The 21,368-nt window shown below is 35.9% G+C and carries 18 protein-coding genes, 2 tRNA genes and 1 pseudogene; 8 read left to right on the top strand and 13 right to left on the bottom strand.

What is annotated here, in order from left to right; genetic code table 11:
- Positions 1–37: 37 nt before the first annotated feature.
- Positions 38–405: pseudogene (locus ACFIKB_RS07795) on the bottom strand (hypothetical protein); the annotation flags it as partial.
- Between ACFIKB_RS07795 and ACFIKB_RS07790 the strand changes: the two are divergent.
- The 5 genes from ACFIKB_RS07790 (at position 355) to ACFIKB_RS07770 (ending at position 2,115) form a co-directional block, all read left to right on the top strand.
- Positions 355–582, top strand: a complete 228-nt coding sequence (locus tag ACFIKB_RS07790; RefSeq protein WP_375647604.1) for a hypothetical protein — start codon at positions 355–357, stop codon at positions 580–582. The pseudogene ACFIKB_RS07795 and the gene ACFIKB_RS07790 overlap by 51 nt on opposite strands.
- A 116-nt stretch (positions 583–698) precedes the next feature.
- Positions 699–950, top strand: a complete 252-nt coding sequence (locus tag ACFIKB_RS07785; RefSeq protein WP_375647602.1) for a hypothetical protein — start codon at positions 699–701, stop codon at positions 948–950.
- A 5-nt stretch (positions 951–955) separates the two neighbouring features.
- Positions 956–1,264, top strand: a complete 309-nt coding sequence (locus ACFIKB_RS07780; protein ID WP_375635924.1) for a DNA adenine methylase — start codon at positions 956–958, stop codon at positions 1,262–1,264.
- Entirely contained in the window at positions 1,233–1,652 is a 420-nt protein-coding gene (locus ACFIKB_RS07775) for a DNA adenine methylase (protein WP_375647601.1), read from the top strand. The genes ACFIKB_RS07780 and ACFIKB_RS07775 overlap by 32 nt, the downstream gene beginning before the upstream one ends.
- A gap of 184 nt (positions 1,653–1,836) precedes the next feature.
- Positions 1,837–2,115, top strand: a complete 279-nt coding sequence (locus ACFIKB_RS07770; RefSeq protein WP_375653229.1) for an XRE family transcriptional regulator — start codon at positions 1,837–1,839, stop codon at positions 2,113–2,115.
- 89 nt (positions 2,116–2,204) lie between these two features.
- Here the strand turns inward: ACFIKB_RS07770 and ACFIKB_RS07765 are convergent.
- The 3 genes from ACFIKB_RS07765 to ACFIKB_RS07755 form a co-directional block, all read right to left on the bottom strand.
- A tRNA-Val gene (locus ACFIKB_RS07765) sits at positions 2,205–2,279 on the bottom strand.
- Between the two features lie 97 nt (positions 2,280–2,376).
- Entirely contained in the window at positions 2,377–2,739 is a 363-nt protein-coding gene (gene cpdR / locus ACFIKB_RS07760; protein WP_005773448.1) for a cell cycle two-component system response regulator CpdR, read from the bottom strand.
- An 849-nt stretch (positions 2,740–3,588) separates the two neighbouring features.
- On the bottom strand, positions 3,589–4,506 hold the full coding sequence (locus ACFIKB_RS07755; protein WP_375636041.1) for an alpha/beta hydrolase: 918 nt from the start codon (positions 4,504–4,506) through the stop codon (positions 3,589–3,591).
- 279 nt (positions 4,507–4,785) lie between these two features.
- On the opposite strand from ACFIKB_RS07755, the gene ACFIKB_RS07750 reads away from it, so the two are divergent.
- Positions 4,786–5,253 carry an Hsp20 family protein gene (locus tag ACFIKB_RS07750; protein WP_273788169.1) on the top strand — a complete coding sequence of 156 codons (468 nt, stop codon included), beginning with the start codon at positions 4,786–4,788 and terminating at the stop codon, positions 5,251–5,253.
- Positions 5,254–5,514: 261 nt separating this feature from the next.
- Here ACFIKB_RS07750 and ACFIKB_RS07745 read toward each other — a convergent pair.
- Positions 5,515–5,591: transfer RNA gene (locus tag ACFIKB_RS07745), tRNA-Pro, on the bottom strand.
- 569 nt (positions 5,592–6,160) lie between these two features.
- Here ACFIKB_RS07745 and ACFIKB_RS07740 point away from each other — a divergent pair.
- Entirely contained in the window at positions 6,161–6,526 is a 366-nt protein-coding gene (locus ACFIKB_RS07740; protein ID WP_375636042.1) for an iron-sulfur cluster assembly accessory protein, read from the top strand.
- 69 nt (positions 6,527–6,595) lie between these two features.
- Here ACFIKB_RS07740 and mazG read toward each other — a convergent pair whose 3' ends face one another.
- From mazG to ACFIKB_RS07700, 8 genes are all read right to left on the bottom strand, one after another.
- On the bottom strand, positions 6,596–7,411 hold the full coding sequence (mazG, locus tag ACFIKB_RS07735; RefSeq protein ID WP_375647598.1) for a nucleoside triphosphate pyrophosphohydrolase: 816 nt from the start codon (positions 7,409–7,411) through the stop codon (positions 6,596–6,598).
- A gap of 33 nt (positions 7,412–7,444) precedes the next feature.
- Positions 7,445–8,374: a lipid A biosynthesis lauroyl acyltransferase gene (locus ACFIKB_RS07730; RefSeq protein WP_375636125.1), complete on the bottom strand. Its 930-nt coding sequence runs from the start codon at positions 8,372–8,374 to the stop codon at positions 7,445–7,447.
- Between the two features lie 6 nt (positions 8,375–8,380).
- Complete coding sequence (locus tag ACFIKB_RS07725; protein ID WP_375636044.1) at positions 8,381–9,409, bottom strand: zinc-binding dehydrogenase; 1,029 nt, start codon at positions 9,407–9,409, stop codon at positions 8,381–8,383.
- 58 nt (positions 9,410–9,467) lie between these two features.
- Positions 9,468–10,742, bottom strand: coding sequence for a beta-ketoacyl-ACP synthase (locus ACFIKB_RS07720; protein WP_375644950.1), 1,275 nt, complete (start codon positions 10,740–10,742; stop codon positions 9,468–9,470).
- Between the two features lie 14 nt (positions 10,743–10,756).
- The gene (locus ACFIKB_RS07715; RefSeq protein ID WP_375636046.1) at positions 10,757–11,932 is read right to left on the bottom strand and encodes a beta-ketoacyl-ACP synthase; all 1,176 of its coding nucleotides are present in this window, start codon (positions 11,930–11,932) and stop codon (positions 10,757–10,759) included.
- Positions 11,933–11,942: 10 nt separating this feature from the next.
- Complete coding sequence (locus ACFIKB_RS07710; RefSeq protein WP_375653225.1) at positions 11,943–12,227, bottom strand: acyl carrier protein; 285 nt, start codon at positions 12,225–12,227, stop codon at positions 11,943–11,945.
- A 189-nt stretch (positions 12,228–12,416) separates the two neighbouring features.
- Positions 12,417–14,735 (bottom strand): NADP-dependent malic enzyme, encoded by a 2,319-nt coding sequence (locus ACFIKB_RS07705; protein ID WP_375644952.1) that lies wholly within the window; start codon positions 14,733–14,735, stop codon positions 12,417–12,419.
- A gap of 1,132 nt (positions 14,736–15,867) precedes the next feature.
- Positions 15,868–20,427, bottom strand: coding sequence for a hypothetical protein (locus tag ACFIKB_RS07700; protein WP_375653223.1), 4,560 nt, complete (start codon positions 20,425–20,427; stop codon positions 15,868–15,870).
- 647 nt (positions 20,428–21,074) lie between these two features.
- Between ACFIKB_RS07700 and hfq the strand changes: the two genes are divergently transcribed.
- Complete coding sequence (gene hfq / locus ACFIKB_RS07695; protein WP_005773461.1) at positions 21,075–21,314, top strand: RNA chaperone Hfq; 240 nt, start codon at positions 21,075–21,077, stop codon at positions 21,312–21,314.
- The last annotated feature ends 54 nt before the right edge of the window (positions 21,315–21,368 follow it).

Here is a 21,368-nt window from a genome sequence, read left to right as displayed (position 1 = left end):
ATAAGGATACGGGATAGGTAGATAAAGCTTGAGAACATTATTTAGCTTTCTTATTAGCAGCGTATTCTTGACGTTCAAGTTGTCTCTGTATGTTTTTAGTTAATCTTTCACTGGTATATTGTGCGATAGAATTTGCAATTTCTGGCTTGGACATCACTCCAGCAATTGATGGTCCTTCTTGTTTTGCAATGGGGAATTTACCTCCGTCTACTCTTTGAAAAACATTACTCTTCATCTTTTTTAAATCAACACGCTTTGGAAAATTTCCACCCTTAATAAAACCATGAGGCAAGATTTCTTTTTTCCAAACATTGTGTAAGTTACGCCGCGTTTTGTTTTTTTTTGCTTGAAAAAATTAAGAGGTATCGGTGTTCCAGAACCAATGATATCTGTCTTGAGAAGTTTTGTTTTATAGCGGCTTTAGCCAAGGCGTTTCACCTTGGCAAGCAAAGCGAACGGAAAAAGCAAACCGAGAATGCTTTAAAGACAGCAACAACGCGGCTTGAGGTGGAAAATGAAGTTAATCAAAAAAGTGATGCTGGTGTGCGCTCTGAACTTTCTCGTTGGGTGCGCGGCAAATAGGTCTGTTTCTTGTGGTGGCTGGTTGCCCATTTATTTGGATAACAAGGATGTTGCGGTCATCAGTTCCAACCTTGCAAGAGATATTTTGAAGCATAACAAGCAGGGAGCCCATTTATGTGGTTGGAAAGATGGTCAAGAAACGAAGCAGCAAAGATAAAGGTCTTACAGAAAAAGAACAACAGCTCCTTCATGAGATGATAGAGACCTATCAAGGCTTAAAGATGATGTCACGTATCATGAAATTGATTGCCTTCATCCTCTTTATGTTTGTAATAGATTTTTCCCGTTTTGTGGACGCCGTAGAGAATAGCTTCTCACACCTCAAAAAGTGGATAACAAAAAAGTTAGATATCCAAATCTCTCCTTAAAAAATATGATGAAACAAGAATTTACACAAATATTGTTTGCGTGGATGGGGGGTAAACACTATCTGCGTAAGAAAATTATACCGATTTTAAATAATATTGGCCATGAAACCTATGTTGAACTATTTTTAGGTTCAGGTTTTATTTTTCTAAACAAAAGACCAGCAAAATATTCCGTTATTAATGATCTGAATGGAGAGATCACGAATCTGTTTCAATGTGTTCAAAATGACTTTGATGATTTAGCCAAACGACTAGAATGGTTTGTTTCTCCAACGTTGTGTGATGTATGGGAAAAAAGATTATGTCTCTTTTAGTTTTGGAAGAAAAAAGCTTACATTATTTAATCCCGATAAGCTTTTAGCAAGGATGCGGCGTGTTAGACAGAAGCTTCTTGATACGACGATCTTAAATTTATCGTGGGAGCGAGTTGTCGAATTTTTTGATGCCCCCGACAGTTTATTTTACCTAGACTTGCCTTATCTTGTAGAGAGGAGGTATTACAGCTCTGGGAATTTTGTTGAAGATGATTTTGTGAGGATGGCAAAAGTTCTCAAAAGCATCCAAGGAAAATTTGTCTTGAGTCTGAATGATAGTGATGAGGTTCGAGAGATCTTTAGGGATTTTGACTTTTTAGAATTAGAGACCCTTTGGACATCTGGTTTTGCTAAAAAAAACTCTTCGAAAAGAACTCTTGATTCGTAATAACTGAGGAAATCATAAAAAGATTTGTTAGAATCAGAAGAAATATTTTTTCTCTAACAGGACGTTTTTGATGCTTACATCCTTTGGTAAAATTTTACGGAAACTTTGTCTTGATCACTCAGAACGCCTCTTAGATATGGCTAAGAAATTAGACATATCTGTAGCATTTTTATCTTTTGTATAGATCAGAAAAAAATCTGTTCCTGTAGGACTGGAGGAAAAGATAATTGAACTCTATGCTTTAGATCAAGGGGTAGCAGAAATTTTGAGAAGAGAATCGGATGCTTGTCGCACAAGTTTTACAATCAAGACTTCTGATCCGTTGAGGCGTGAAATTGTTGGCATGTTTTCTAGATTTATAGATATTTTTACACAAGAGGATTTAGAAAAATTCAAACAAATACCAGAAGTAATTCGCGAATCAAAAAGAGAGAAAAATGCTACCTTTGTAGAGAAATGTTAAAAAACCCTATTCCTCTAACTTTATTCAGACATCCCTCACAGTAAAAAAGATGTATAAATACAGCAAGTTATAGGATAAGAAAAAGAATCTGGTGGGCGTGACAGGGATTGAACCTGTGACCCCTACGATGTCAACGTAGTGCTCTCCCGCTGAGCTACACGCCCATTCATTGATGTTGCATACACCATATAGAATGATAAACGTCAATGCCTAATTTCGTTTTCTCTTTCAAGAGATGCAAATAACTTAAAAAAATACTTTTTAAGCAGCGATAAGGATCTTTTCAACCTCATTGACGAGTTCACGTAAGTGAAATGGCTTAGAGAGAACCTTTGCATCAGGAGGGGCATCACTATTTGAATTGAGTGCTACCGCTGCAAAACCTGTAATGAACATTACTCGTAAATCAGGGTCAATCTCAGTAGCACGTCGTGCGAGTTCGATTCCATCCATCTCTGGCATCACAATATCAGTCAAGAGAAGGGAAAATGGCTCTTCTTGTAAACGTTCATACGCGCTAATACCATTATCGAAATCGGCGACTTCGTAGCCTGCACGTTCTAAGGCTTTTACGAGAAAGCGACGCATATCGTTATCATCTTCTGCGAGCAGGATTCGTTTCATGATTATGTTCCAATGGCTCCATTTGTCAGAGTTTTGCCGCATCAATTATACAATATAGAGTATTTATAAAAAAGACGGTAAAATGCTCATAATTGAAATGAATGGCAAAATGGTTAATTCTTACATTCTTATTCAGAATACAGCATATTCGTTGTGAGTTGGTTAAATTCAAAATATATGTGATTTTGAAAAAAGAAGGGGTTCTCTAAAACTTTTAAGATGATTCATTGCTATCTTTTCTTTTAAATTCGCTGATTATTATCAGAATTTCATTAAAAAACTTATGAAAACCGTTACTGTAGGGACTTGCTATATAGAGAAATTAGAAGAATATTATGTTAATTTATTGTTTTTTAAAAATTCTCTTAAGAAATAGAAATTTCATAGTTATTTGTTTTTATAGAGATTTGTAATAAATATTATAAGTGCGCTTTATTTTCAGTTTTTTCCTTAAATAGATGAAAACTATTATTTTTCTAGATATAATATTAAATTAGCACTTAATAATAGATCAAAAATAGTATTTTGATGTTTTATTTATAAATATGTATCATGTTATATTAAGGTAGATTTATTATCTTCATTTTATTAATTATACAAAATATTTTTTTATTAAGTTATTTTTTATGATGTAAAATAATTTTGTTTAATGTAACGATATACTTTGTATATTAGTTTTTTATTAGAATGCGTGGTAAATATTTAGGTCATGGCTTGCCTGTAGAGGCTAGAAAACGAATCATATGAGTGGTTGGAAAGTAAAATCCATTATATTAAAAAGTGTTTGTAGATCCAACGCTCGTAGAAATTTTCTTTTTTATGGGGTGGAGCGGAAATTAAGATTTAGTGTTATTTTACAAATACATTATCGGGAATAAATGCATCAAATGCAGCCCAAAATTGCTTTTTATAATTTTCGTTAACCATAATTGTATCCAGTTTAGCGCCTGTAATAGTAATACTTTCTGTCAGGCGTGTGTGTTGGCATAATTGCCGCACTTCAATGTTGTTTGCAATATTGTTTTGATTGGCTAGAATAAAGAGTGTTGGAATTCGTAAATCTCCGTGGAGTACATTTCTCTTCATAGAATCGATCGCATTAAATACCGATGCCATCCATTGGGATGTTGGGGGCTTAATGGAATGGAACGGCACTTTATGCATGTGTTCCGATTTTATATTGTTTTGTTTTTTTTTGTTTAATTTTTTCCCATCTTTCGCTGGTATAAAGCCAAGACCTATATCAGAAAGAAATTGTGTTAATTTATGTTGAAAACCATTCGTTTTATTACCGAATGGAGCAAAAAGGGGAGAAACACAGAGCAATTTATTAAACTGATAATTAATGAGATCTAATCCGCTAAGTGCTATCAATCCACCTATACCATAGGCGAGCATAGAGTAAGGAGGCGGACAATTAGGATAAACAATATTTTTAAGAAATTTATATAAGTCATTAATATCATTATTTATATCAAAACAATGATGTCGGCTTTGTTTTCTTATCTTGAAGGATTTTTTTTCTTGATCAAACCAGTCAAATATTGCTGTATGAAAACCGCGTTTAGAAATTTCATTTATTAATAAAAAATATTTTTCTAAAGTACTTGCGTAGCTTTTGAGAATAACAATTGTTCCCTTAGATTTTTCCACCTCAGGATATGTTATCGCAAAACGAATTTCGTGATCTATTGCTATTTTAAGAGTACCATGATGGATATTAGGAGGAGTGGAAGCCCAGTCTATGGGATAAATAGGTGTTTCCAATTGAAATCCTTTACAGTGTATTTGCCGCTTAGTGCAACGTGAGATAATGAGAGGACTTTGACATTTATGTAATGAAGAAAAAGGATTTAAAAAGGGGTATATTGCTTTTTAGATAGTTTTTATCAATTTAGGTTCCAAAGAGTTGAAATAAAGAAAAACAATTACCAGATAATATAGTGTGGTTGCCATGATGGGGCCGCAGGTTCACAAGTAAGTTTGCCATTTGGGAACTTTGTGAATTAATTATAAATTATAGTCGCTCTAGAGGAGGGCAATATTATGCGTCAAGTAGATTTTTCACCATTTTATCGTTCCACAGTAGGTTTTGATCATCTTTTTAACTGGTTTGATTCTAGAAGACAACCAGATGAAGTTTCTTCTTATCCCCCTTATAATATCGAGCGTTTAACTGAAGATTCTTATAGAATTTCTATGGCTGTTGCTGGTTTTTCTCAAGATGAAATTGATATTGAAACGCATTGTAACCAGCTGATCGTTAAGGGAAACAGAAAGTCTGAAAATGATGATGAAGAGCGAGAATTCCTTTATCGAGGCATTGCTTCGCGTGCTTTTGAACGGCGTTTTCATTTGGCTGATCATGTTAAGGTTATTGGAGCAGAACTTGGAGATGGGCTTCTTCATATTCAGCTTAAAAGGGAAATGCCAGCTGAATTAAAACCCAAAAAGATAACCGTACAGATGTCACCATCCATTACAAAAAATGATAATAGCGACATTGTCGTGTAGGAAAATTTAGAAAATATAAGACCGAATAATTATAAATTTTTCTGAAGAATAAAAAACGCGAGGCAAAAGGTCTCGCGTTTCGTGTGTGTGTTTTCCTAAGAACGAAGCTTATTTTAATAAAACAGCTTATTTCGAGTTTGTGATAAAATGTTATTGCACATTATTTTACGTTGAAGAAAAAATTCATGTATGTGCTAATTGAAATGCATAATAATTCACTTTTTAAGTAAGCTTATTTTTTATTTTATAGCATTTGAAAAATGGTCGGAGCGGCGGGATTTGAACCCACGACCCCTTGACCCCCAGTCAAGTGCGCTACCAAGCTGCGCTACGCTCCGAGTTTGTGTAAAACGATTAAATGACTGTTTCTTTAAAGGCAAGAGAAAAAATAAACAGAATAAAATCTAAAATGCTCTTGCACTTAGAGCTTTTGAAAGTAAAAAATTTTGGACATCAATATCTTGTTATCAATTCAAGATACGTAACAAATCTGTAAAATTCTTTGTAATCATTTTGTGAAGGGGTAAGATTGGTGGATTTAGGGGTATGAATTGGAGAAGGAGGGGAGAAAATGAGTACGGGGGGTATATTTTTTCCTTATCTAATCGTTACTTTTCTAAAAAGATAAAGATTTTTAAAAGGAGAGGAGTGAATGTATGGTATTGAAACGTTTTCCTTTGTTTAGAGTTTTTATAGACGAAGTATTTTGTGTTTTATGTGGACAAAAAATTGTAAGTTCTGGATTGTATAATCATAAATCTCATTTTATGGGTACGCGTTTTTATCCAAATAAACAAGGTCAGAATACTTTAATTTAGGTTTTGTTGTTTTTTTTCTAAAATACTAGATACAATATTATAGAGGAAAAACTTTCAAAATGTTTATTGAACTAAGAAAAGAGTAAACCATGAGCCGTTTTTCGGTAATAAATTTGACGGAAGCAGCAGTGGATCGTGTTAAAGCGATTATGGATGCAAAAGATGCACAGGGTATTCTTGTTGGTATCAAAAAAGGTGGTTGTGCAGGGATGGAGTATACAATTACTCTTGTCAAAGAAAAGGGGATAGATGCGGATGTTGTTGAAGTGAATGGTGCCCGTGTTTTCGTAGCACATGATGCGGTATTATTTTTATTAGGGGCGCAGATGGATTATGAAGTGACAACGCTTCGTTCTGGTTTTGTCTTTAAAAATCCTAATCAAGTTTCAGCATGTGGGTGTGGCGAATCGGTGGAACTTCGTCCTGCTACGCAGGATCAATATAAAACAAATTGAGCTGAGCTGAATTATAATTCAGTAATTTTAGAGGGACTTGTTCTTTGAGGTAGAAAAAATCTAATATTTTTATTGTTCATTTTTAGCTTGTTTCCAAAGTGCTTCCATTTCATTCAAGGATGCGTCAGTGAGTGTTTTAGATTGAGTGGATAGCTTTTCTTCAATATAGGCAAAACGGTTTCGAAATTTTATATTCGTTTTTTTTAATGCTTTTTGTGGATCAATCGCTAAGTGGCGTGCGAGATTAAGGAGAATAAAGTAGAGATCTCCAAACTCTGCTTCTATCTCTGAATTTTGTTTATTTTTGATGGCTTCTTTGAGCTCTTCGAGTTCTTCTTCTATTTTTTCAAAAACTTTATCACTTTTTTTCCAATCAAAACCTACTTTAGCTGCTGCTTCTTGTAAAGCAAGTGCCTCTTGGTTTGCTGGCTGGATTTGTTTTACTTGTGCGAGTATGCTTGTGGAGGAATTGTTGTTTTTTTCTTCGCGCAATTTTTTTTGTTCAACCTGTTCTCTTTTTTTTATATATTCCCACTCTTCTTTTATAAATCCTCGTTTTTTTTGCTCGGCATTTCCAAAAACGTGAGGATGGCGTCGAATCATTTTTGCCGTGATTGCATAAACAACATCTTCAAAAGTAAAGCTGCCTTCTTCTTGTGCAATGGTAGCATGATAGATAACTTGTAAAAGAAGATCTCCAAGTTCTTCACAGAGATCCTTTCGGTTTTTTCGTTCAATGGCATCGATTACTTCGTAAACTTCTTCGAGCATATAGGGTATGAGGGATTCAAAAGTTTGTTTTTTATGCCAGATACAACCGCTATCAGAATTTCGTAATGCAGTGATAATTGCAATGAGATCTTTGATGTCTTTTGAAGCTAACATTTGCACTTCCTTTGTAAGCAATAGAGCCTTATGTTAGGTGTCCCAACGTCTATGTAACCACATCCATTGTCCAGGATATTCACGGACCCAAGATTCAACAATATCATTTAATTTTTGCGTAGAAGCAGCTATATCGATATCATTTTTTTCATCACGTGGAAGTTCTATATGTTCATATAACTCTAAACGATGACGTCCATTAGGCAAACGAATACAACGTGCTGGATAAATATCACAGTCATATTGTCGAGCGAGTTTTATAATTAAGGGATTTGTTTTAAGAGGTCTGTTAAAAAATGTTCCCATGATACCGCGGCGAAATTTTTGATCAACGAGCATACCAACATTTTCACCTTTTTCTAATTTGGCTGCTAATGCCCATGCTGCACCGGCCTTGGAGGGAATAAGATGCCCCATAGAAGTTTGTCGTGCTTTAAGGACTCGTTTGGCAACATAGGGATTATTGGGTGGTCTAAATAATACTGTAACATTAAGATCAAAACTTTGTGCACAAATAGGCAGAAGTTCAAAATTTCCAGTATGTGCGGTGAAAAAAATATGTGGTTTTTTTTCATTTTTTAATCGCTCAAATATTTCAACGCCTTTAACCTCAATGAAACCTGGCTCGTCTGCATGAGGATCAAAATCAAAAATTTTATCAAGAAAAATATATTCGGCTAGGAAACGTCCTATATTTTCCCACATTTCTATTGCAATTGCATGGAGTTCTTGCTCTGTTTTTTCTGGATATGCACCTCTAAGATTTTTAAGTGTGATTTGATGACGATGTAAAAGGGGACCAATTTTTTTTACCAACCAAGAAAAAAAAGAGACTCCCATTTTGGCAGGAAAGCATTTTAGAATAAATAAAGAACCAAAGAGCAGATATGCCCATAACAAGTAGGATATTTTTTTAGCTATAATTTTAATAAGATATATGAGATTTTTAAGAGAAAGCTTCATCATGATTTAATCGATTTTAAGGATAATTTTACCAAAAACATCACGGCTCTCCATTCGTTTTAAAGCTGTATCAATTTCATCAAGCTCAACAATTGTATCAATGACAGGGTGTACAGTTTTTTCTGCCATTTTTTGCATGGCATTTTTCATATTTTCCATACGGCAGCCAAATGAACCGAATATCTTAAGTTGTTGTTGGAATAATTGCATGAGATTTATTGGTGCTGAAACACCAGAGGTAGAGCCGCAAGTCACTAAGCGTGCTCCTTTTTTCATACATAACAAAGAACCGTTCCATGTATCTACACCAACATGCTCAAAAACAACGTCAACACCTTTTTTTTGGGTTAATTTACGCACCACACCTTCAAAACGATCTTTACGATAATTAATCACATGATCTGCTCCAAGAGAGTGTGCTTTTGCAATTTTTTCATCTGAACCTACAGTTGTGATAACTGTACAGCCCATGTGTTTTGCAAGTTGAATGGCTGCAGAGCCAATACCTGAACCACCAGCCTGTATCAGGATTGTTTCTCCTGCTTGTAGTTTTGCGTTATCGAAAAGCATATGTTCTACGGTACCAAAAGTAATTGGAGCAACCGCTGCCTGCAATTCATCACATTGGGGAGGTGATGGAACTAATAAACGTGCTGGCAAATTGACAAGCTCACACGCAAATCCATCAAGGTGAAAACCGTAGACTCCCTTTACATGACTGCAAAGATTATCTCGTCCTTCATGACAAGCTTGGCATACTCCGCAGGTTTGTGCACCATAAATTGAGACAATCTGTCCAAGTTGGAGATGTTCAACGCCATCTCCTATTTGTATAACTTCACCAGAGGCTTCTGCACCAATGATGAGGGGCATTTTTCTTTTCGCAAAAGCCATGCCACGCCATCCCCATACATCAATATGATTAAGAGCAACGGCTTTTATCCGCACAGTTACTTCACCTAGACTAGGTGAAGATGGCGGGGAAATATTAGTGATTTCAAGCCGACGATCATCGAAGAGTTGCAGTGCACGCATTACCATTCCCTTTAAATATGTTATTAGGTTAGCGTTATAAAATTTTATTATTAAAGGATTATCCTTTATATGCAGTGATGACAAGACTCATATTTTGACCACCAAATCCAAATGAGTTGGACAAAACTGCATTGACACAGGCTTTACGGCTATGATGAGGAACAACATCTAAAGGGATATCAGGGTCAGGATTATCATAATTTATTGTAGGTGGAAGTATCCCCGATTGAATGGTTAAAAGCGAAAAAACCGCTTCTATTGCACCAGCAGCAGTTAATGTATGCCCAATCATTGATTTATTAGAAGAGACTGGAATATGCTCTAAAAGATCACCGAATACTGTTGATAATGCAAGATATTCCATTTTCTCATTTTCAGGTGTGGAAGTTCCATGTGCATTAATATAATCAATTTCATTGATGGTTATTTTTGCATCATCTAAAGCTTTGCGGATGGATTCAATTGCTGGTGATGCATCGGGTTTTGAACGAGTACGGTGAAAATCATCGGCTGTTTCTCCACAGCCAGCTAAAATTCCTAAAACTGTAGCATTACGGTTTAATGCGCTTTGAAGAGATTCAAGAACAAAAGCACCTGAGCCTTCTGCCATAACAAATCCATCCCGATCACGGCTAAAGGGTTTTGCTGCTTTTTCAGCAGGATCATTTTGGGTTGAAAGAGCAGATAGTAACGAAAAACGGATGAGAGATTCTGCTGAAACTGATCCATCTGTCGCAATTATGAGAGCTCGATTTGTCTCTCCCCGTCTAATAGATTCAACTCCTAATTGAATTGCTGTTGCACCAGATGCACAAGCAGTGGAAAGTGTAACAGGAAGTCCTTTTGTGCCAAATGTTTTTTGAAGTTTTTCTGCAATTGCACCAAATTGTGTGGCTTCAAAAAGCGTTTCATGGAGTTTATTCTTACAGACTTTAAGAAGGTGTGCATAAGAAGGTTCACCATTGAATTCGTCCTCTTGATCAAGACTAAAACGTGCGGTCCATTCAAGTTCAACAGGAGGAGCAGCTAGAAAGAGTGGTCCATTAAAATTTTTTTTATCAACAGCAGCTTGTTCCAAAGCTTCTTCAGCGGAAAGATGTGCAAGCTTCTCAGAAAGAGCTGAAGCACCAAGTGTACTTTCTTTGAGAAAATCAATTGTTCCAGCAATATATGTATTTAATCCCTCAACGGGAAAACGTGTTATTTTGTGGATACCGCTTACACCGCTTGTTAATTTTTGCCAATTTTCATGTTTTCCTTGTCCCAGTGATGTGACGATGCCTGCCCCAGTTATTGCTACAAGTGGACGTCCAAAATGATCATGATATTTCACTATAGAAATTCCCTTCAAACAGCTGTAAGACGCACAATACCTTCAGCTCTTTTTATACCAATAGTTGTAACAAATATTTCACGTACTTCTTTAGAAAAAGGTTTTTCATGAGGACTTAACGCTGGAAAACTGTGTTTTTTTTCAATTGAAAGTGCTGCAAGAGCTAGAGCTAGAGGAAATTGTGCTTCCCGCATATAACCAAATAATGTTGTAATGCCACGGTAAGATAGATCAGCATTATCAAGAGCATTTTGTTCTGCTTTTGTTGCTTCGTGAGCTCCTGAGGCTGCTGAAATGGCTAGGGCAGATTTAGCGCCCGCAGTTTTTAACATTGTTGCAATTGATTCTCTAAGTGGAATTTTGGTTCTATCTGTTTGGTTTGTAATAATTTGGCTAATTTCAGCATAAGCACGTGCGTTGCGCTTTTTTGCATGTTCTCCACTTTCAAGAACTAGGAAGATACCACCAGAACCGGCTATGATACCGCCGCCGGGGTGGATTTTACGATCCCACACTGGGCTCCATCCATTATGGGTTAAAAGACCACCAAGTTCATGCGCCAACAACATATCATAACTTTGTGCATTATAGGAACCTCCTACAAGAGCATGGGTACTTTGACCTGATTTAATGCGAGCTACAGCAATTTGAAGAGCAGAAAGCCCACTGCCTTCTTCTCCCATAAATGTACGAGATGATCCAGTGACTTTATGAACAATTGAAATGTTTCCTGCCAAAAGGTTTGAAAGTTGTGCCAAAAATAATGTTGGACGAAGTTCGGTTGAAAGAGCAACATTTAACATAGAGGCATGATCGGCAACTGCGCGCGCTTTAGAAAGAATCTGTGTATCAACAGTAATATCACGCTCTCCTCCACTTGCTGCTACAATCATGTCCATTGTTGAAGTGAGGTGTTCATCATTTTTCATGCCAGCATCATCAAGAGCAAGACCAGCCGCATAGGTACCAAGACGCTGCCATGTTCCCATTTGCCGTTGATCACTTTTTTTAGGAATTTGTAAACTCCAATCAATTTCGGGCAATTTATGAACCGTGTAGGGTGAAAAAGTTGTACAATCTAGGTTTGGTGTACGGATTGGATCATTTAAGAGATTCCAATGTTGATCAACTCCTTCCCCCAGAGAGCTTATGAGGCCTATACCAGTGATGAATACAGATTGATCATGCATGGTGAAAAAACTACTCCGCCTGTTTTAAGGCAACGAGATCATCAATTTTTGCACAAAGGTTTTTAAGAACAAAGTATTCTTCTGTTGCAACAGTACCTTCGTTGACTTCTTGTGTCCATTGTTCTAGAGGGACTTTTATTCCGAAAGCTTTATCAATAGCGAAAACAATATCAAGAAAATCAAGACTGTCGATTCCTAGATCGTCAATTGTATGACTTTCAGGTGTAATTGTATTGCGATCAATTTCACTGATTTCTGCTATGATATTAGCAACTTTATCAAACGTGGAAGGCAATGTACGGATTCCTTATTATAGAGTTAGTAAATTCAAAATACATTTAATATCGTTCTTCTAGCCTTTTTTCTCTTAAAAAAAAAGACTTAATCCAGAATATAGCTATCTTTCTCTATAGAGAAAAGAGGTTTACAGTACATGAAACGCTATATCTCAATATTTAAAAAACTTTGAAATTTTATTGCGCATTTATTTTACGAGACTATTTTTTCTATTGGCTGCAAGGACAGCAAGGGCTGTTATATTAACAACTCCCCGTGAAGTTACTGAGGGCGTTAAGATATGGGCGGGACGTGCTGCCCCGATTAGAATAGGACCAACATGGAGTGCATTTGTGAGGCTTTTAACAGTGTTGAGCGTGATATTGGCTGCATCAAGTGTTGGAAAGACAAGCAAATTAGCTTCACTTTTAAGACGAGAATCAGGAAAAACACGATCACGAAAAACTTTGGAAAGGGCAGAATCACCATGCATTTCACCGTCTGCTTCTAAATCAGGGTGTAATTTGGCAAGAATTTCTGTTGCACGTCGCATTTTACGCGCACTTTCTGTGTTTTTAGAACCAAAGTTTGAGTGTGATAATAAGGCTGCTTTTGGTGTTATTCCAAATGCTTCAACTTCTTGAGCTGCCAATACAGTCATTTCAGCGATTTCTTCTGCAGAAGGATTTTCGTTGACGTAAGTATCTGTGAGGAAAAGAGTACGTTGTTGAGAGATAAGCAAACTCATAGCAGAAAAACGATGAACATTAGGATCAAGACCGATAATTTGTTCAATCAATTCAAGTTGACGTTCAAAACGTCCTTCTAAGCCGCAAATCATTGCATCTGCTTCTTCACGCATGACGGCAAGGGCAGCAATAGCCGTTGTTGATGTTCTTACTACTGTTTTTGCCATTTCAGGCGTAACACCACGCCTTCCTGTATAATGAAAAAATAAATTAACATAATCACGAAAACGTGGATCATCTTCAGGGTTGGTTAATTCAAAATCTATACCAGGACGAATTCTTAAACCAAAGCGTTTTAATCTCGCTTCTACGACATGTGGACGGCCGATAAGGAGAGGCGTTGCGGTTTGTTCTTCAATGACAACTTGTGCTGCACGAAGGACGCGTTCATCTTCACCATTAGCATAGATGACGCGTTTACGTTTTGCTGTTTTTGCTGCAGCAAAAACAGGTTTCATTGTTAAACCAGAAAGAAAGACAAATCGATTGAGGATATCATAGTAGGCTTCCATATCTTCAATGGGACGAATGGCAACACCAGTTGCCATTGCTGCTTTAGCAACAGCGGGAGCAATACGCAGTATTAAACGCGGATCAAAAGGAGAGGGGATCAGATAGTCTGGTCCAAAATTGGGTGGTTCTTTTGAGTATGCACGTGCTACAACATCTGAAGTTTCTTCACGTGCAAGGGCAGCAATCGCATGAACAGCGGCCATTTTCATTTCTTCATTAATTGCACAAGCACCTACGTCTAATGCACCACGGAAGATATAGGGAAAACAAAGGACATTATTAACTTGATTGGGATAATCAGAGCGTCCTGTACAGATCATTGCATCTGGTCGTATAGAGCGTGCTTCTTCAGGCATAATTTCTGGTACTGGATTAGCCAGCGCTAAAATGAGTGGATTTTGAGCCATTCTTTTAAGATATTCAGGCTTTAAAACACCACCCGCAGATAGGCCTAGAAAAATATCCGCATCATCAATAATATCAGATAAAGTTCGTGCGTCCGTTTTTTGTGCGTAATTGATTTTCCAACGATCCATAAGGGTCTTGCGACCTTCATAAACAACCCCCTCTAAGTCACTAAGCCAAATATTTTCAACTTTCGCCCCAAGACGAACCAAAAGATTAAGACAAGCTAGGGCAGCAGCACCTGCACCTGAGGTAACTATTTTTGCATTTTCAATTTTTTTTCCTGAAAGAGTTAAGGCATTTAATACAGCTGCAGAAACAATAATGGCAGTTCCATGTTGGTCATCATGAAAAACTGGAATATTCATTTTAGCACGAAGCTTTTCTTCGATATCAAAACATTCAGGAGCCTTAATGTCTTCAAGATTAATACCACCGAATGTAGGTTCTAAGGTTGATATCGTTTGTACCATTTGTTCTATATCGAATGCATCAATTTCAATATCAAAAACATCAATATTCGCAAATTTTTTAAATAAAACGGCTTTGCCTTCCATAACTGGCTTTGAAGCGAGTGGACCAATGTTTCCTAAACCAAGAACAGCAGTTCCATTGGATATAACAGCGACTAAATTAGCACGGGAGGTATATTGAGCAGCAAGATTGGGATCTTCATGAATCGCAAGACATGGTGCTGCAACGCCTGGAGAATAAGCAAGAGCTAAATCACGTTGATTATCAAGAGGTTTTGTTGCTTGTATTTCCAATTTTCCAGGTTTTGGGTGTTGGTGATAAAAAAGTGCGGCACTGTCAAGTTCAGCTTTTGGTGAACTGAAATCACTATTTCGTTCTCTAGACATTTTTATGATATCCAAGTTAGCGTATGTGTATATGAGATGTTCCATCTACGATAAGGTTTTGTCCACTAATAGATCCTCATTTCTCTGAATATCAAAATGCATGAGCATGAGCAAATTCTTCTGGATCGTAAAACCAGTTTGATGATTCTTTTTGTTTGTGTGCATGAATAATTTCATTGATAGCAGCACATTTGTTTTTCTTTCCTTAATAAAACTCGTAAAAGTTGATTATTTTACAAAAAAATAAAATATTTTCTAACGATTACATTATCAAGCCATTATTTTTTTGCAATGTTTACAAAATAAGGAAAGAACAGAAGAACGGTTCCTATCAATTTCATCCATTTTTTATAAAATATATATTTTATTTAAAGTTTTATACGGAGGTAGAAGAAATTTTAAATAACAATTTGTAATTTATAAATTGTTTATTCAGCTATTTTAAAGGAAACTGGAACGTTGAGAATGGAAGTTGTGTTGTTCATTGTTCAATTGGATTCTTAATAGTGAAAGCTGTATCTTTTATATACTGACAATTATGTGTTTTAATAAACAAAGATGTGGCTGAAATGGCTGTAATTGCGGATTTGATACATGAAAATCATATGTTTAGCATAACGCTTTTCTTTATAATTTATAATGCATCATTTCGTATGTTGAATGAGAAATTTGAATACAATAAGATTCTTTTATTTAAAATTCACCTAATATAATAAAAAATATTCAATTACATAATTCAAACGAGAGTAATGTGTGGATAAAAAACGTTTGAAAAATAAATAGAAATGTTTCTATGAGCTATTTTAATATAAGAGCATGGGATTTTTTCACAATTAGCAAAAATAATTATTACCTATTTTGTACCTTTATGAAACTATGAAAAATAAAGGAGTTAAGAAAAAGATAAGAAAATAGAAAATATGCTTATCATTCTTAAAGTGATATGTTGTTTGATAAGTCATTACGCTTCTTTAGGGTTATTGCTTAGGATATCAAAGAAAACCGCATGCCAATTATTCCAGCCTTTGAAGTACAAAGCCGTAGTTGAAAGCAAAGTACTCTACGATGAGCCATTAAAACAACTGGAGAGGAAAAAAGTGGAAAAAATATCTTTTTCCACTTTTCTTATTTTTTATTGGATTCGACCACTTGCATGAGCAAGCATAGTATAAACTTTTCCGGTATCTGATATCAGGTATTTGCGAACTGAGCTGGAAGAACCAGAACTACGCGATATATCACGTAAGAGCTTTTCGAAATCTGTAACATATTGATTCACTGAACGTTTAAACTCAAAATCGCTCATATATTTTCTCTTAATCATTTCAAATATTTTTTGTCCATTTAAGGTATAAAGGCGTTCTGTTACGATGTTTTTTTGTCCACGTTGATAATGATCCCATAGCTCAACAATGGCATTGTGATTAATAGCTTTCACTATACCAGAAGCTAATGAATTAAGAGAGCTGTTTGCAGGAGATGGTTTTGTTTGCACTGATGTTAAAACATCATCACTAGGGGGAGCATCATAAAACGTTTCTTCACGTGAAGCTCTTTCTAAGAGATTTGACACCCATTTATTTGGTCTTTTTTTGCTTTGATCTTGTTGCAAAATAGGCTTAGGTGGTACGATCTTTTTAACGGACTCAGTGGAATTGTCATTTCTTTGATTAAACATTGATGATGCAGGAAATTCTGATATCAGCTGTTTTTTTGCGCTCTTTTGATCATTTTGTATAACACTGACTAGATCTTGTAACGCTGTAATCTGTTCATTCAAAGCTGTGCGAATTGTTTGCGTTGTTTCTTTTGTCTTTTCTGGAAGTTTTTTAACATTTTCATTGATATCATTATTAATCTTTGAAAGCTCTAAACGAACTTCATCAGCGGAGCGACGTATGTCTTCTGCTGCTTCTGAAAAACGCGTCGATGCTTCACTAACAAGCCTATTAAGTGATTGTTGGAATGAATTTGTGGAGTTACGTGCATTCTTATCAGAGCGTTCAAGTGCTGAGTTGAAGATTTTTTCATAATGTCCAATCAATTGATTAATTTCATGAGACTTTGAAACAAGAGCATCGCTTAATACAGAAAGCATATTATGTTTTTCTTCAAGTGTTGCACTAAGTGAATTTTCAGACTGTTCAAGAACATGAATAGTTTGGGAGAGTGTTTTTGCATGTTCACCAAAACTGCTCGTTATATGATTAATTTGTTCAAAGGTATTCTTTGAAAGTCCTTGCAGAATTTCAACATTATTATTGAGCGCTTGATTTGAGGCTGACAAACGCTCTGCTACTTGGTCCGTGTTGCGGAAAAAATTATTCGCACTCTCATTAAACTGACCATCAATATTTTGAACAGCTGATAATAAAACATTACTATTTTCGTGAAAATTGTAAATTGATTGATTCAACTGTGTTAAGACGGATGAGACATTATTAACAAGTTCTTCCTTCATAACCGTTATTGTTTGAATTGTTTCAGAGTTAGCTTTGGTTAAGCTATTCACTAAAAATTCATTATGTGCATAAATTCTTTGTTCAGCTTCTTGTGTGGAGAGAGAGAGTTGTTCACCGATATGCTGTGTTAAAGAATCTATTGATTCTGTCGTATTTTGCGCTGCTTGATTTAAGTGATTTGTCAGCTCTGTTATTTTTCCAACATGTTTTGAAATTTGTGTTGCTGTTTGATTTTCTGCATCTTCCAGACGGCTCGTTACATCAGAGAGCTGATACCCTAAATCATTTTTAAAATTTTGCATAGAGTGATGAAGAACATCACAGCGTTCATTAAGAACTTGCTCTATTGCTGTTGTTGATGTGTGAATGGTTTCATTCAATAATGCTTGTGCATTATGACTGGCTGTTGCGAAAGCTTCGACAGTATGCGCTGTTTGTTCAGACAGAACGGACAGAACTTTTTCACTGGTATCATAAACAGTTTTTTTGACATTTGATACAATGCGATTGCCTGATTCTGAGAGAATATTTTCTGCTTGTGCAGTAACATTTGTAACAGATGAAAGAATTTGTTCACTCGTAGAAGAAAGAATATCAGAAGCTTTTATAATCTTGTTATGCAGATTATCTGTAACTGTATTAACAGAGTCTTCTAAGGTTACACGCATATTGTCAACACTGCTTTCCAGCGCTTGTTGAATTATCTGACTTTGCTCATTATTAAGCATGAGAGACGTTTTTAACGTGTCAGAACGTTCCTCAATAACAGATGTTTGCATATCAATGGCTTCACAGATTTGGCTAAATTTTTCAGATAATGTTTCCTCTAGCGTTGTTGTCCGTTCAAAAATCTTGTGTGCACGATCTTCTAGATCTGTATCGAATGATTCCATACGTGTTTCAAGGGTTTCAAAGAAAACACCACTCGATTGAGAGAGAGTATTCTTTAAAATTTCGGCATGGCTTTCAAGGTTTTTGATATGATCTTGAACCGTTTCAGTAATGTTCTTATTATTGGCAACAAGTGCACTCTCAACTAAATCTATTTGTTGTTTCAATGCAACATCGACACGTATATCACTTTTTGCAATGAGGTTATGGATTGTTTCCATGCGTTGCTCAAGTGTGCGTGCTTGATCGGCAAGAACTTCATTGAGAGAAAAACTATTAATCGCTAAAGAGTCACGCAGAGCATCGGCACGGATATCAATATTTCTCGCTTGTGCTTCTAAAGCATCTTGGGTTGTATTGCAGCTTTGTACAATGACATCTTGTAGTTTTTCAGTGCATTGAATGATGTTTGTGATATGATTTTCAGCCTGTTTATCAACGACTTGAATATTGTCAGCCAAAACTTTTTCAATATGAGAAGTATTTTGGGACAAGACATCAATTTGATTTCTTAATGTATCCGCAATTTTATTCTTCTCGTTATCGAGCATGTCTGCCATAAGAGCTCGTTGATCAGAAAGTTGTACTTTAAAATCTTGTGAACGTTCTTGTATGATATCAACAATGGCATTGTCGACATACTGAATTTCTTCTCTCAGACTTTCTTTACTTTTATCAATTGCAGAAAGAATAGCTTCACGTCCATTTGTAAATGCATGGGTAATGTCTGCTGTTTTTTCCTGGAGGTTTTCATTTATTTTCAAGACATGAGATTCCAAGAAGTTACCAAGTTTTTCAGCATTATCTTCTAAAGCTTGACTGCGTTCTATAAAGGAATCAATGATCGAATCACTATGTTCTTTAAGAGAAAGATCAACAGTTGCTAAACGTTGTTCAAAGGCTCCAATTGCTTGCGAGGTTACGTTATCAAATTTAGAAGAGAGTTTATGTGCTTGGTCGTCGAGCTTTAAGATCTTCTCATCAAAATTCTGTAGAGATTGATTATTACGATCAATAAGAGCTTTATCCAAGGCTTTAAACTTTTCATCGACAGCGTGCAAAGTTTGATCTGTTACTGCCTGTATATGTGTTGCAATTTTAGCAACATGTACTTCCGCTTTTTCAGCTGTTTCATTAAAGGTTTTTTCTATTTGCTTTTCATTATGATCAAATCGTTTTGCAAAACCATCGAAGTTTTTTCCTAATTCATGAAAAAAATCTGTGTTTTTCTGCTGAATTTGTGTTGTTGTTTCGTTAAATTTTTCAACAAGCTGATTTGTTACGCCATCACCGGCATAGGAAAGTTTTTCAACAAGGTCTTCACCTTGTTTTTGTAAAGTTTGAGAGAGAGTTTGTGCAAGCTTTTCAACATTGGTTACAATTTTAGAGGTAACTAAACCAAATTCATCACTCAGTTGTTCTTGGGTTCCTTTAATTGTTGATTGTACGCGATCTGCGTGATTCAAAATGGCGATGCGTTCATTGCTCAATTCTTTGATTAATGTGTGAATACGTGATTCATTCTCAGCATAGGCTTGTTCTAGGTTGTGAACTTCACCTTGTATGATTGCTTCAAGTTCAACAGCACGTCCGAGGGTACGTTCAATACCTTCGTTCATTGCCGCTACTTCTTCACGAATGGTTTGCCCTATAGCAATAGCTTGTTTTTCAGATAAATGTTGTGGTTCACTAAGGCGTTGTGCAGCATTTGTCATAAGAAGAGCAATGTTATGCAAGTCGTTTGAACGTTTTGTTAATTGAGCAACGCCCCAAGATATAAGGATAGGAATTGCTGTTCCGGCTGCTACAGCGAGTCCTGTTGGGGATGTAACAAAAGTGCTGATATTGGATAAGGAGCTGAGTCCGGTAGGTGCGAGCTTATGCGCAATAAAAGCTCCTCCCGTTGCCCATAAAGCACTAAGCGCTGTTGTATACCAGTAGACTCGAGAGGAAGAACGCTGCTTTAATAGTCCAAAATTTACAGGGGTTGTTATATCATCATTTGCAGGAAGAAGTTTTGTAGACAACAATGTATTATGAACAGTTCCACCTGAAATATCAGGTGAAGGTTTTGGAGCAAAAAGCTGTTCAACAACGGATTTATCAACAACAGCTTCATCATGAATATTAGAAACAAAAGTTGACGTACCGTTTTCAGCAAAGAATTCTTCTTCTGCCATTGCAATTTTTTGAATCAGATCATCGACATTAACAATATTTTCAGAATTATTGGATGATATTGTTTCAAATTCTGTGTCATTGAAATCAAAGTTCATAGCTTTTGTGAGGGCTTCTTCAACTTCAACTTCAAATGTTTGCAATTTGGTTCTGCGTGCCATACTCGCCTCGTACTCTTACAGACGGAAAAGGGATACGTCCTCTTCCACATAATTTCTACATACTAGCTGTTAATTATTTAGAAAGGAATATGCTTAGGAAAAAATTTTAAAAACTTATCAAGATAAAGTTAACGCGGTTTCTTATACCCTGTTTAAAAATGTTATAAAATATAGTAAAAACAATTTATTATTTGAATCTAACAAAAACAAAAATACTGTTTACAACTTGTGTTTATAAAAAACTTTATAAGCCGCTAGTCTTTGAAATAAGGATAATTTAATGGCGGTTATATATACAGTAGGGTGGCGAATACCTCTCTATTAATACCGATGATCGTTAATAAATATTGTTGTCCGTTTACTTTTATTGATTCTAAATGAAGCAGCTTCATCATCACATATAGTCTGTAATAGCTTAGGATGTATAAAAGTATGCCTTTGAATTGTAAGCTCATAAAGTGGAAAAATTTTTAATTTAATATAGCTTTTCGTAAGTTGCGCTTTATTATTGCCTTAAAGAGCCGTTTTTTCTCTAATTTCAGTTGTTTGTTGCTAAATTTTGAAGCTTCTACGTTGACAATTGGATATTTTTCAGTCGATATGCATGCACGAATATTTTATGCAATCGAGATGAAGGTGTAAGAATAATGGCAGAGCGATCACAACACCTGCAAGATGTGTTTTTAAATACGGTGCGTAAGCAAAAAATTTCCCTTACAATTTTTCTTGTCAATGGCGTTAAACTCACAGGTATTGTAACTTCATTTGATAATTTTTGTGTTCTTTTACGCCGAGATGGACACGCGCAATTGGTTTATAAGCATGCTATTTCTACGATTATGCCTGGACAGCCTGTGCAGATGTTTGAGGGTGAAAGTCCTGAGTAAGCATGTCATTTTAAGATAGACCTCTTATCCCATTTTAAAAGTACTTAGATTGCT

This window comes from Bartonella sp. MR110HLJHH (genome assembly GCF_042194225.1).
Classification (GTDB): Bacteria; Pseudomonadota; Alphaproteobacteria; order Rhizobiales; family Rhizobiaceae; genus Bartonella; species Bartonella grahamii.
The sequence above is the reverse complement of the archived record's forward strand: the minus strand, read 5'-3'. Positions and strand labels throughout refer to the sequence as shown.

What these genes read in the sequence shown, in the direction of transcription:
- ACFIKB_RS07780 (WP_375635924.1), top strand. Translation starts at nt 956, where the DNA reads ATGATGAAACAAGAATTTACACAAATATTGTTTGCGTGGATGGGGGGT.
- ACFIKB_RS07775 (WP_375647601.1), top strand. Translation starts at nt 1,233, where the DNA reads ATGTATGGGAAAAAAGATTATGTCTCTTTTAGTTTTGGAAGAAAAAAG.
- cpdR (WP_005773448.1), bottom strand. Translation starts at nt 2,739, where the DNA reads ATGAAACGAATCCTGCTCGCAGAAGATGATAACGATATGCGTCGCTTT.
- ACFIKB_RS07750 (WP_273788169.1), top strand. Translation starts at nt 4,786, where the DNA reads ATGCGTCAAGTAGATTTTTCACCATTTTATCGTTCCACAGTAGGTTTT.
- ACFIKB_RS07740 (WP_375636042.1), top strand. Translation starts at nt 6,161, where the DNA reads ATGAGCCGTTTTTCGGTAATAAATTTGACGGAAGCAGCAGTGGATCGT.
- mazG (WP_375647598.1), bottom strand. Translation starts at nt 7,411, where the DNA reads ATGTTAGCTTCAAAAGACATCAAAGATCTCATTGCAATTATCACTGCA.
- ACFIKB_RS07730 (WP_375636125.1), bottom strand. Translation starts at nt 8,374, where the DNA reads ATGAAGCTTTCTCTTAAAAATCTCATATATCTTATTAAAATTATAGCT.
- ACFIKB_RS07725 (WP_375636044.1), bottom strand. Translation starts at nt 9,409, where the DNA reads ATGCGTGCACTGCAACTCTTCGATGATCGTCGGCTTGAAATCACTAAT.
- ACFIKB_RS07715 (WP_375636046.1), bottom strand. Translation starts at nt 11,932, where the DNA reads ATGCATGATCAATCTGTATTCATCACTGGTATAGGCCTCATAAGCTCT.
- ACFIKB_RS07705 (WP_375644952.1), bottom strand. Translation starts at nt 14,735, where the DNA reads ATGTCTAGAGAACGAAATAGTGATTTCAGTTCACCAAAAGCTGAACTT.
- ACFIKB_RS07700 (WP_375653223.1), bottom strand. Translation starts at nt 20,427, where the DNA reads ATGGCACGCAGAACCAAATTGCAAACATTTGAAGTTGAAGTTGAAGAA.
- hfq (WP_005773461.1), top strand. Translation starts at nt 21,075, where the DNA reads ATGGCAGAGCGATCACAACACCTGCAAGATGTGTTTTTAAATACGGTG.